We start from the raw sequence: 12,571 nt of genomic DNA on the forward strand, positions 1-12,571 counted from the left end.
AATCCTGCTCAAATGTTACAAAAATTTTAAAGACCTTCTTTAAGACATTTCCGCATTTCGAAAAATAAATTTATGTAATCTTATCCGGTTTCGCATCAGTATAAAAAACTGATAATTATGAAACCTGCTAAAACCCTTCTCCTCTCCTTTTTCCTTTTGATTGTATTTTTTGCGCAGGCCCAGATGCCCGTACTTAAAATTCAGCAAACGGAAAATGAAGCACAAAAACAGGCCGTTAAGCTTAAAAAACTAAATATCGATGTGCAAATTACCGGAAATATTGCCACCACGGTTATGACCATGACCTTTTATAACAATAGCAACCGCATATTGGAAGGCGAGTTAACTTTTCCTATGCCTGAGGGTGTTAGCATTAGCCGGTACGCTTTAGATATTAACGGTAAAATGCGCGAAGCAGTACCGGTTGAAAAAGCCAAAGCTACCGAGGTTTTCGAAAGTATTGAGCGCCGGAGGGTAGATCCGGGGCTTTTGGAGAAAGTAGAAGGCAATAATTTCAGGACGAGAATTTATCCGCTTCCTGCCAATGGCAGCAGAACCATTATTGTTGGTTATGAAGAAGAACTCGGCTTTAATAAGGGAGATGCATTACGCTACCATTTGCCTTTGGATTACGACCAGGCAGTAGAAAACTTTACCTTAAAAACTACCGTTTTTGAAAGTGTTTTAAAACCAGAGCTTAACGAGCAGCCTGATGGCAGTTTTAATTTAAAAGCTAACGGAAACACCTATGTTGGCGAAATCAATAAAAATAATTTCAAGCCTAAACATGGCTTAACTATAAATCTGCCCAAACGCAGCGATTTACCCGAAGTTCAGATGCAAAAAGCTTCTACAGGCTACTACTTTTTGGTTAATGTGTTCCCTAAAACGCAAAACAGGCCCCGCCAATGGTCTAATCAAATTGGTTTAATCTGGGATACCTCTTTAAGTGGTTTACAGCGCGATACAAAAAAGGAGCTCGAGCTTTTAGGACAGATTATCAAACAAAAACAAAATCTAACTATACAGCTTGGCCTTTTAAACAATGGTTTTAAACAGGCTGGTAGCTTTACCATTTCGAATGGAAACTGGTCGATGCTTAAAAATAAACTCGAAAACCTGGTATATGATGGCGGTACCAACTTTAGTGCCGTAAACACACAGGCTTTTCAGGCTGATGAATACCTGTTGTTTAGCGATGGCCTGTCAACCTTCGGACCTAATGTGATTGCCATAAACAAACCTGTACACACGATAAACACAGCATTGAAAGCTGATTATAGTGCCTTAAAATACATCAGTCAGAAAACAGGTGGTGAATTTATCAACCTAAATACATTGGCTGTTAACGATGCCTTTAAGCAGCTAAGCGAGCAGAACTTGAAGTTTTTAGGGATTAAAAACGGATCCGACGTACGCCAAACCTATCCATTAGGGCAAGTTAATGTAAACGGAAATTTTTCTTTGGCGGGAATATTAAATGGCATCAATACCACATTTATACTGCAATTTGGTTACGGAAATACCGTGATGTTTGAGCAGGAAATTCACTTAAACGGAACTGAACATACGTTTAGCAGCATTAACGTTAGCCGGGTTTGGGCGCAAAAGAAAATCTCTGAAATGGATATTCAATATGAGGCCAACAAAGATGATATCAGCGTTTTAAGTAAACAGTTTGGCATTGTTACCCGGAATACCAGCTTAATTGTACTCGAAAACCTCGACGATTACCTGCGTTACGAAATTGTGCCGCCACTTGAACTGCGGCAAGAATATGAAAGGATTTTAAAGCAACGCAGCACAGCAATTGCGGAGCGTAAAACCGATTTGCTTAACGCTGCTGTAGCCATGACCAAAGAACTAAAAACCTGGTGGAACACGGAATTTAAACAGGATCTTGAGAAGAAAAACGAAGGTTATCCCGATCCGGGGCTGGTAGTTTTACAAGGAGACGGTACTGCAAATGCTGTGGTAAATAATGAACAGGTTAATGCAGCAGAAAGGCAAAATGAAGTGGCCAGATCGCAACAGGCACGTGCTGTCGCTTCTGCTGCAACAAGAATAGCTGAGGACAAGAGTCAGTTAAATGAAGTTGTAGTAGTTGGATATGGATCGCAGGCAAAACAAGCCGTAACCGGTGCTGCTTTAACACGGTTAAAAGCGGAAGAAGTTTTAGCCCCGCTCCAGGGTAGAGTTGCAGGTTTAAGTGTGCAACGAAATAGGGTTACAGGGTCAAATGTACAAGAAACAAAGGCTCTTCCGATAAATAGGCAGCCCGATATTATTACGCGTGAATTTAAAAGCGATAAAGCTTACATGAAAAACCTGACAGGCAAACCAGATAGTGCTTATCAGGCTTATTTAAAAATGCGTGCCGATTATATCAGCACACCCATGTTTTATTTTGATGTAGCCAACTGGTTTTACCAGCAAAAAGATAGTGTTAGGGCTTTAACTATTTTAAGCAACATTGCCGATTTAGATCTTGAAAATGCAGATCTCTATAAAACACTGGCTTATAAACTCAAGCAAACCGGTAATTATAACGATGAAGTATTTGTTACCCAAAAAGTTTTACAATGGCGCCCCATGGATGCCCAAAGTTATCGCGATTATGCGCTGGCCCTCGCCGATATTGGCCAGTATCAAAAAGCTTTGGATAACTTATACAAAGTGATTACGCAAAGTTATAACAGCCAGATTGCCAGAAGGGATCAGGGGATTGAAGAAATTGTAATTGCCGAAATAAACAATTTAATTGCCCGCCATGGAAATAAATTAAGCACAAAAGATATCGATAAAAGATTGATTCAGCCTTTACCTGTTGATGTACGCGTAGTATTGAACTGGAATAAAAACGACACCGATATTGATTTATGGCTTACCGACCCAATGGGCGAAAAAGGCTATTATGGCAATTCGCGGACAAAAATCGGGGGTAGAATAAGTAACGATTTTACTGCCGGTTATGGGCCCGAGCAGTTTATGCTTAAAAAAGCACCTAAGGGAAAATATAAAATCGAGGTAAATTATTACGGCGACAGACAGATTAACATAAGCGGCCCAACAACTGTAACCGCAGAAATTTATACCCAATATGCAACAGGCAAACAGCAGCGCAAGGTAATTGTAATGCCACTAATTGCGAATGGAGGAAAAGGGAATTTTGTTGGAGAATTTAATTTTTAACTGAAATTGCACCGATTAATGAGATTACACAGATAAGACTAGCTTGTTGCTTTATTAAATTAAAGCAGCAAGCCTGCTACCTCTTCCCAGGTGTTTACGCGTTCGTATTGGGTAATGAGTAAGTTGTGGGGCGAGGTAAACAGTAGTGGCCGACCTTTAAATCCGGCAAAGTTTTTAATGCGGTCGTCGATCAGAATATCTACCTCAACAATTTTATTGCCACAAAACATAATGTGCTGCCAATCAATAAAAGGGAAATGTTCGGCCATCCAATCATATTTATCAACCAGCGAATTGCGGAATTCCATCGCTGCCGAAACAATATACACATCGTATTTTTCCTGAAGAGCTTTAATTACGCGCTGGCTATCAGGAATTACTTCCATATCGCGGAAAAAGCCAGGTTCGTTAATGTATTCGAACCATTTTTGGTTAACTTCTTGCGGAACGTGGTGGTAAATTTCGTTTCCGGCTTCAATTTTTAAATCGAGCGGAACGTTATAATCGCGGTTATAGAGTTTAATAAATTTTCCGAGGGCGTCGGCAATTACCTCGTCCATGTCAATCGCAATTCTTTTCATTTTTTGTAGCAGCAAATATTTTGGCCGTAAATATCCAGAAAACAAAGAAATTAAAGTATGTTTTTAATTTACAGTATTTTACTTATCTTTGCAGCCCCGCAGCATGTAGCTCCGGGAACTATGTTGAATACATAAATACAAAAAGAAATGGCAACTAAAATCAGATTGCAAAGATTCGGTAAAAAAGGAAAACCTTTTTTCCACGTAGTGGTAGCAGATTCTCGCGCTCCACGTGATGGTAAATTTATTGAGCGTTTAGGTTCTTACAACCCAAACACCAATCCTGCTACTATCGAAATTAACTTCGAAAAAACACTTGCCTGGGTAAACAATGGTGCTGAACCAACTGATACTGCCCGTGCAATTCTTTCTTACAAAGGTGTTTTATACAAAAAACACTTAGAAGGTGGTGTTAAAAAAGGTGCTTTAACTCAAGAACAAGCTGACGCTAAATTTGCAGCATGGTTAGAGGCTAAAGCAGACAAAATCTCTGGTAAAACAGCAGGTTTAGCTACTTCTAAAGCAGATGCGCGTAAAGCAGCATTAGCAGCAGAGGCTAAGAAAAAAGAAGAAAAAGCAGCAGCAATCGCAGCTAAAAATGCGCCGGTTGTAGAAGAGGTTGTTGAAGAAGAAGCCCCAGCTGTTGAGGCTGAAGCAACTGAAGAAGCTCCTGCAGCAGAAGCTACTAAAGAAGAAGGAGCAGAATAATTAAATTATTCCGTTTCAAAAAAATAGCGTTCCGGATTTCGGAACGCTATTTTTTTAATTAAAAATTACCATCCTTGGCATAATTTCTTCGGCAGAAAGAATAAATTAAGATTTTTAAAGCGTTTCGTCATTCCCAACTTGATCCGATAGCTATCGGATGGGAATCGTAAAGCAATAAGGAATAAGATTCCCACTTTCGTGGGAATGACGATCTTCTTTTTTTGAATATGCGATTGATTAATCCCGGGGATGACAATAATAAAGGCATGAAACACGAAGAAGCATTTTACGTTGGTTACGTTACAAAAACAAGAGGTTTAAAAGGAGAAGTTCAGGTATTTTTTGAATACGACGATTATGAACAACTCAATTTTGATGTGGTTTTTGCAGATATGAACGGTAAACTGGTACCTTACTTCGTGGCGTCGGCCAAGCTCCAGGCCAATAAAACGGGTTATTTTAACTTCGATGATGTAGATCATATTGACAAAGTCCAGCCTTTGTTAAAAAAGAAACTGTATCTGCCCATAGCGCAAATGCCTGAGCGCGATGAAAACGAATTCTTCTATACCGATTTGAAAGGCTTTATGGCCGTTGATGAATCACTTGGTGAACTGGGCGAAATTTTAGAAGTTAACGAATATCCCCAACAGTTTGTGGCTACTGTGTTTTATCAGGAAACTGAAATTCTTTTCCCCTTAAATGAAGATTTTATTGTCGAAATCGATGATGAAGAAAAGATTTTAACGCTTGATTTGCCGGAAGGCCTGCTCGATGTTTATTTAGAGAAATAATCAAGCCTGAAACTTTTTAAGCCTGATTTCCGTTTTACCTCTTATGAGGTGCTTATCTATTTTAATAATTGCGGTATTGCTTATCACAGGCTGCAACCGTAAAGAAAATAAAACTGTACGGGCTGAAAAAATACAGCGGGTAACTCAGCAGGATTCAATTGAGGCCATCGGTTTAAAAGCATTAACGGCATTGCAAACTAAAGATTACGAAGCTTTTGCCGCACTATTTCATCCCACTGAGGGTGTGCGGTTTTCGCCCTATGGATTTATCGATCCTACGCATAAACAAGTATTAGCCAAAGACTTTCTCGAAGCCATAAACCGAAACTGGATTTTAACCTGGGGCAATGTAGATGGTAGCGGTGAAGCCATCAAGATCAGGGTAAAAGCTTACATTGAAAAGTTTGTTTACAACGCCGATTATATGCATGCCCCGCAAAAGAGCTATGATAGCATTATCGGTAAAGGCAACTCGATCGATAATCTGAAAGATACTTATCCGCAACTTCATTTTACCGAATATCATTTTAAAGGTTTTGACGAAAAGTACCGTGGCCTGGATTGGACCAGTCTGCGGTTTGTTTTTAAAAAATACAACAATGCTTATTACCTCGTTGCCGTTATTCACGACCAGTGGACAGTTTAAAAAGCATTAAATAGCAGTTCTCATTATGGAAATTGTATTAATCTGCATCATAACTTAAACCCCGATGTTATGATCAGAAAATTATACCTCTCAATTGTATTTTTTACTGCATTTGGTGCAGCTGTAAACGCTCAGGAAGCCACCGTTGTAGAAATTGAAAAACTATCCCTTCCCGAAAAATTACTTCCCGAAACAGCAAGTAAAGATTTCCCTGATTTTTACCGCAGTACTTTCGAAAAAACGTCTCCCCTGCCCGATAGCCTGGTGTTTTATCAGGATCATCCTTTTTTAACCGGCTTGTTTAATGCCTACAAAGATCACCGGCCGGTGGTTTTATCGCCTGATATGATTTGGTTGCTCATTAGTCAGGGGTTTGCGCGGCATATTGATCAGAACAGGGAGGCTTTAAGGTCTAAGCTGGTTGATTTTGAAGGTAAAAAAGTGCTGACCGTGATCGCTAACAATATTAAACTTGGTGATCCCAATAGCAACTGGGAAGCGCTTTTTCCTCAGTTTAATCAACAGATAAGCACATTTACCGGAAAGAAGTTTGTTAAAAATTTAACAGCCGATTTCAGCACAACCACCCCTACTACCAAAATCGCTTCAGAAATTACACTGATGGATGGCATGAAGTCATACTTCGTATACCAGGTTATCATAGTTGGTTGTGGTATTCCCAGGGTAACATTAGAAGGAACTGTGGATGACTGGGAAAAGGTGCTCCAAAAAATACAATTCATTAAACAATACGATTTAAGCTTGTGGACCACAGAACTTGAGCCTATTGTAAAAGAAATTATTCAGGCTAAAAAAGGCAAAGCGAATAACGGGTTTTGGATGAATATGATTAAGGTACACACTACCAAAGCCTATGGAACAATTAATACAATAGATGGCTGGATTACCAAGCTTTTTCCATATAATAAAAAAGGGTTCAAAACCAACTTTAAGCCTATTTCTAATATTGGCGGACTGGCTTCTGAGCTGGTAAAGGTTCCGTTTGTGCTGGAGAATAAAGAAGATGGAAAGACCTACAAAATGGAGTTTTGGGCTGGTTTTGTTGGCTTAAAGCAAAATAAAAATGATTTTTCATTAAAACCCGAAATTGGATGGGCCATTAGTGCTCCTGTAGCGGGTGGCGGTTCGATGAGTAAATCTGATGCATTGAGTGTTTACAACATTACAGAGATACCCAGCGAGGTGTACAACGCTAAAAATCTGCGTGTGCTCGAACTTGGCTTTAAAAATCAGATTAAAATACCCGATAAACTGGCCGGTATCAGCATTTTAACCTTGAAATTATACGGGAGGATAACCGAAGAAGAAGAAAAACGGATTTCCAGGCTTTTTCCTAAAACGGAGATTATTATCAACGATAAAGGGCCAGGACTAAAGTGATAAGGTAAAAACCTACTTTGGTTTAAAGAATCAGACTAAAGACTTACCTTTGCGCTATGCGTTTCGATATTATAACTGTTTTACCTGCCTTGCTGGAAAGTCCTTTTGCCCACTCTATTCTGCACCGTGCGCAGAAAAAAGGGCTTGCCGAAATTGTAGTGCATAATTTGCGTGATTATGCTACCAACAAGCAAAAAAGTGTAGATGACTATCAGTATGGTGGCGGCAGTGGTATGGTGATGAGTATCGAACCCTTTGCTGCCTGTATTGAAAAACTTCAGTCTGAAAGGGAGTACGACGAAATTATTTTTATGAGTCCTGATGGTGTTACGCTAAATCAGAGCACGGCCAACGAGCTTTCTATTAAAAAGAATATCATTATCCTTTGCGGTCATTATAAAGGCATCGATCAACGCATCAGAGATATATTTGTAACCAGAGAAATCTCTGTTGGCGACTATGTTTTAAGCGGTGGCGAGCTCCCTGCGGCCATTGTTGTAGATGCCGTAGTACGCTTGATTCCTGGTGTATTAAACGATGAAACTTCGGCACTTTCCGATAGTTTTCAGGGAGAGTTACTCGATGCTCCTGTATACACCCGTCCGGCCGATTGGCGTGGGCATAAAGTACCCGATGTTTTATTAAGTGGCCACGAAGCCAAAGTAAACGAGTGGAGGCACGAACAGGCGCTTGAGCGTACCAAAACGCGCCGTCCCGATTTGCTAGAATAAGCTTTCCCGGATTTTATACCCGTAAAAATACCCTTTAGTGGGTATTGCGTACTCCCTTGTACACTAATATTTTAGCAGGCAGGAAAATAGAGAATTTGTTGTAAATAATCGGGCGATGTGCTATTTTAGGAGACTTGCGTTCAATCTCCTTTTATGCCAAAACAGATCGTTATTTGTGATGACCATTTACTTTTTTTAAATGGCATTTCAGAATTGCTTAAAAATACCGGAAACAACTATTGCATTCATAAATTTAGCGATGTGCATGCTTGCAGGCAACATTTAATGCAAAACGCTGCCGATGTTTTTATTTGCGATTTAAACATTAACCATAACGATGGTTTTTTGCTGCTGGAAGAACTAAAGTTTCAATTAAAAAATACAAAAACGATTATCCTGACCGCTTATTATGAAGATTTTCTGATTCAAAAGGCAAAAAAACTCGGCGTTGATGCTTTCCTGAAAAAGGAAACGCCCGCCGAAGAGCTGATTGAGGTAATAGAGTCGGGTAAAAGCAAGGAATTTTATACCAACAAAAATTATAAACAGGGTAATAGTGTGTATAGCACGATGGATAATCCGATTATTAATAAATTCAGGATCTCCAAACAGGAAAAGGAAATTATAAAATTAATTATTAAAGGACTTACCAGTAAAGAAATTGCTGATGTGCTGTTTATCAGTATAACAACGGTTACCACCCACAGGAAAAATATCCACCGGAAACTGGAAATCAGCAACAGCAGTTCGCTCATCAAATTTGCTCATGAGAATAATCTACTTCTTTAGCCTGCTGTTATGCTCCTATTGCTCATTTGCACAAAACATCAATAAACAACTTTCTATTTCATCCGGCTATGCCGTAGATACCAACTCAACCTGGAGGCAGGAAGATCTTCCAACGAGCCTGCTAGCTGCATTTAACCCGCAAAATACCGTTAATATTGGCTACAATAAAAATGCAGCTGTGTGGTGCAGGTTTATCCTTAAAAACAACAATCCATTGCAGCCGATTAAAACCTGGTTGTGTTTTAATAATAACCATATCGATAGCCTTACGCTTTACGATGCCGGGTTAACTAAAACCATTGGAGACAGAACGGCCAATCGGAGTCCATTTATCGAAACCCTGGCATTTGAGCTTAATTTGCAGCCAGGCCAGGAAAAAATAATTTGGGTTAGGGTAAAAAAACTGACTTCATATTTGGATTTCAATTATAGTTTAGAGAACCAGGGTGAACTGGAAGCCCGATCGTCGCAAAAAATAAGCCTGACCTCTTTTTTCCTGGGGGTTGTTTTTTTGCTGCTTATGATTAACGGCATATTGTTTTTCATGACCAAAAACCGATCTTACCTTTATTACATTGCCTATTCTATACTTACGGCCTGTTATGTGGCCATTACCACCAATTTTGCCAAACACATTTTGTTTCCGGAGTTCAGGTTTTTTAGCGAAGGCAGGGTTTATGTTGGCGCAATCTGGTACATCGCGCTCAGCTTTTTTCTCGATCATTTTTTAAAGCTGAAGGAAAATCAACCTATCAAGCATAAGATTGTGCTTGTTTTCAACTGCATTAATTTTTCGCTGGTTGTGATTTCCATGTTTCTGTTGGTGTTTTACCCGGATGTTGAGTTTCGCTACTTTTTTATCCTGGGTTATATCATCTTTCTGGCTTCAATTGTTTTGCTCTTTATTTCGGCATTATCACATGTAAAAATCGAAAAAACGCAGGGTATTTATGCTTTATTTGCCTTTTTGCCACAATTGGTTTGGGGCGCCTGCCTAATTTTAAAAACTTTCGAAATTATACCATTTGCACTTGGCAGTAACTGGATGCTGTTCATTAGCATGTATGAGGTTTTTTGGTTTGGTTATGTTTTATCCCGGAATTACATCGATATCTTTTTGAAAAACAACGAGTTGATGCAGGAAATCATTTTCGAAAAGGAAAGTTCTTTGAAAACAATCAGTGAAGTTCAGTTGCGCGAAAGAAGAAATATTGCCAATGTTATTCACGATAGAGTGGGCAGTAAAATTGCTTACATCATGCATCTTTTTGATATGGAGCATGCTAATCTGGCCAAACAATCCATGGGTGAGCTGGCAGAAGAGATCAGGGATATTTCGCATAAAATCTTGCCGAAAGCACTTGATGATGGTGCGTTGGTAGCCAGTTTGCAAAGTCAGCTTAAAACCTTAAATGCAGGCTTAACCGATACCCGGATTGAACTTTTTTGTTATGATTTTCCCGAGAAAATAAATGAACCCTGGGTTTACGATTTATACCTCATCTCGCTCGAAATTATCAATAATGCCATAAAACATGGTCAATCGGGCTTAATTACCCTCGAGTTTTATCTGTACAGCAAACACTATCATTTTCAGTTTGTAGATGATGGGATTGGTTTTGATATGCAGCGAATCAGCAAAGGTTTCGGGCTGGAGAATATCGAAAAACGGATTAACTACTATGGTGGCGACTTCGAAATCAATAGCGTTAAAAACGAGGGTACCATTATTCAGATTAATATTCCTGCTTAACGGAGAAAGATCGTAATTTTACGGTTTGTAAACAGCCCGGAAAATATCAATTTCTTCAGAATATTTTGTAGGCTGATTTTGTAAAAAGCATGCTAATAAGTGCTTATCAGACCTTTTGGAATAGAAGCATTTAACACAATCGAATGTGGATTTCATAAAGATTGTGGAAAAAATTAAAATAGGTTTTTTTATATCAAAAAAAATCCCTAATATTGCAATCCCAAATTTAACACAAAGAATTTGGTTTAATAGCTTAAAATCATGGATTTAGTAAAATTTGTTGAAGAGCAGGCCATCGCGAAAAAAGATTTTCCTGCGTTCAAGTCTGGCGATACAGTGAGCGTACACTATAAAATTCGCGAAGGTAATAAAGAACGTGTTCAAATTTACCAAGGTGTTGTAATACAACGTAACAGTGCAGGTGCTAACGAAACCTTCACCGTGCGTAAAATGAGCAACGGCGTTGGCGTTGAGCGTATTTTCCCTTTTAATTCTCCAAACATCGAGAAAGTAGAAGTGAATAGCTATGGTAAAGTGCGTAGAGCTAAATTGTTCTATTTACGTGCTTTAACTGGTAAAGCTGCTCGTATCAAATCTTTGAGAAAATAATATTCTTTATTATAAGATATAGCCTTCACGATTAATTTCGTGGAGGTTTTTTTGTTTATACCTTTGTTAAATGTTAGATTCAGCTTTTTTCGACCAGATTTTTTGGGGCAACACTGTTAAGGCCTACTTCCTTTTTGGTGGTATACTTTTTTTAGGTTTAATTTTCAAACGGATTGTTTCCAGGCTGTTAAGCCGCTTACTGTTTAAGCTTTTTAGCAGCTTTTCCAGCCAATCGCATAACGATGCTTTCGTAGCCCTGCTCATCAGGCCTATCGAGGTTTTTATCCTCTTAACCACACTTTACCTTTCTATAAATCAGCTAAAACATCCTTTAGAGGTGGCTGTATTCCATTACAGTAAACTTGTTGGCAAGGTTAAAGAACAGATTCCGGTAACTATTGGCGATTGTATCGACAGGATATTCCTTTTTATGATTATCCTCTCCATTTTTTGGATCATTTTAAGGATCATCGACTTTATCAGTCACGTATTGCTCTATAAAGCATCGCTAACCGATGATAAAGCCGACGATCAGCTGGTGCCTTTCCTGAAAGAGCTTTTTAAAACCATTGTTATTTTTATCGGTTTTTTTACGCTTTTGGGCTTCGTTTTCGAGGTAAATGTGCTTACGCTGATTACCGGTTTAGGTATTGGTGGTATTGCCATTGCCCTGGCTGCAAAAGAGAGTTTAGAGAACCTCATTGGCTCGTTTACCATCTTTTTAGATAAACCTTTTACCGTTGGCGATCTGGTAAAAGTTGATGGCGTAGAAGGAACGGTAGAAAAAGTAGGTTTTAGAAGTACCAGGATCAGAACTTCAGAAAAAACGATGGCAACTATTCCCAATCGCGGGATGATTGATGGCGTACTTGAAAACTTATCTCTGCGTAATTCGCGTAAGGTATCTTTTATTATTGGCCTTACTTACGAAACCAATTCTACCTCGCTGCGCAAAATTATTACCGAAATAGAAAGTTACATTAACAACCATAAAGGCACCAGTAACGATGGAAATGCCTCTTTTAAAAGCTTTGGCGATTCGGGTTTAAACGTGGAGGTAAATTACTTCGTAACCGAGCTCAATTACACCCAATTTCTTCAAATCAGGCAGGAAATTAACCTCGAGATTATGGATATTGTAATGCGCAATAAATCTGATTTCGCCTACCCTACCCAGCGTTTAATTAGCGACCGGATAGTTGCTCAGGGCGATAATACAGAAGTAGGTAATGATACAACGGATTAATATAGGCTAATGAGGATTAAAAATCCTCGGGCCAGCGAGTCGCGATTGCAAATCGCGACCAACGCAACCCTTTGCCATGGATCGTGCCTTCAAGGGCCATATTTAGGACTAATTTTTTTCG

11 protein-coding genes are annotated in these 12,571 nt (G+C 39.1%); 10 read left to right on the plus strand and 1 reads right to left on the minus strand.

Annotated elements, in window-relative coordinates:
* Positions 1–117: 117 nt before the first annotated feature.
* Complete coding sequence (locus OC25_RS08120) at positions 118–3,192, plus strand: VIT domain-containing protein (protein ID WP_052266054.1); 3,075 nt, start codon at positions 118–120, stop codon at positions 3,190–3,192.
* Positions 3,193–3,251: 59 nt separating this feature from the next.
* Here the strand turns inward: OC25_RS08120 and OC25_RS08125 are convergent, their stop codons facing one another.
* The gene (locus OC25_RS08125) at positions 3,252–3,773 is read right to left on the minus strand and encodes a 5' nucleotidase, NT5C type (RefSeq protein WP_039474096.1); all 522 of its coding nucleotides are present in this window, start codon (positions 3,771–3,773) and stop codon (positions 3,252–3,254) included.
* 147 nt (positions 3,774–3,920) lie between these two features.
* On the opposite strand from OC25_RS08125, the gene OC25_RS08130 reads away from it, so the two are divergent.
* From OC25_RS08130 to OC25_RS08170, 9 genes are all read left to right on the plus strand, one after another.
* Positions 3,921–4,481: a 30S ribosomal protein S16 gene (locus tag OC25_RS08130; protein ID WP_039474099.1), complete on the plus strand. Its 561-nt coding sequence runs from the start codon at positions 3,921–3,923 to the stop codon at positions 4,479–4,481.
* 266 nt (positions 4,482–4,747) lie between these two features.
* Positions 4,748–5,275 (plus strand): ribosome maturation factor RimM, encoded by a 528-nt coding sequence (gene rimM / locus OC25_RS08135; protein ID WP_039474316.1) that lies wholly within the window; start codon positions 4,748–4,750, stop codon positions 5,273–5,275.
* A gap of 43 nt (positions 5,276–5,318) precedes the next feature.
* A complete protein-coding gene (locus tag OC25_RS08140; protein ID WP_052266055.1) occupies positions 5,319–5,921 on the plus strand; it encodes a hypothetical protein in 603 nt (200 codons plus the stop codon).
* 69 nt (positions 5,922–5,990) lie between these two features.
* Positions 5,991–7,322, plus strand: a complete 1,332-nt coding sequence (locus tag OC25_RS08145) for a DUF4419 domain-containing protein (RefSeq protein ID WP_052266056.1) — start codon at positions 5,991–5,993, stop codon at positions 7,320–7,322.
* 56 nt (positions 7,323–7,378) lie between these two features.
* On the plus strand, positions 7,379–8,053 hold the full coding sequence (gene trmD / locus OC25_RS08150; protein WP_039474101.1) for a tRNA (guanosine(37)-N1)-methyltransferase TrmD: 675 nt from the start codon (positions 7,379–7,381) through the stop codon (positions 8,051–8,053).
* A gap of 153 nt (positions 8,054–8,206) precedes the next feature.
* Complete coding sequence (locus OC25_RS08155) at positions 8,207–8,842, plus strand: response regulator transcription factor (RefSeq protein WP_039474104.1); 636 nt, start codon at positions 8,207–8,209, stop codon at positions 8,840–8,842.
* Positions 8,820–10,595, plus strand: coding sequence for a sensor histidine kinase (locus OC25_RS08160; RefSeq protein WP_039474106.1), 1,776 nt, complete (start codon positions 8,820–8,822; stop codon positions 10,593–10,595). The genes OC25_RS08155 and OC25_RS08160 overlap by 23 nt, the downstream gene beginning before the upstream one ends.
* Before the next feature lie 261 nt (positions 10,596–10,856).
* The gene (gene rplS / locus OC25_RS08165; protein ID WP_039474107.1) at positions 10,857–11,204 is read left to right on the plus strand and encodes a 50S ribosomal protein L19; all 348 of its coding nucleotides are present in this window, start codon (positions 10,857–10,859) and stop codon (positions 11,202–11,204) included.
* Positions 11,205–11,274: 70 nt separating this feature from the next.
* A complete protein-coding gene (locus tag OC25_RS08170) occupies positions 11,275–12,450 on the plus strand; it encodes a mechanosensitive ion channel family protein (protein ID WP_039474110.1) in 1,176 nt (391 codons plus the stop codon).
* Positions 12,451–12,571 lie beyond the last annotated feature (121 nt).

This window comes from Pedobacter kyungheensis (assembly GCF_000812965.1).
GTDB classification, from domain to species: Bacteria; Bacteroidota; Bacteroidia; order Sphingobacteriales; family Sphingobacteriaceae; genus Pedobacter; species Pedobacter kyungheensis.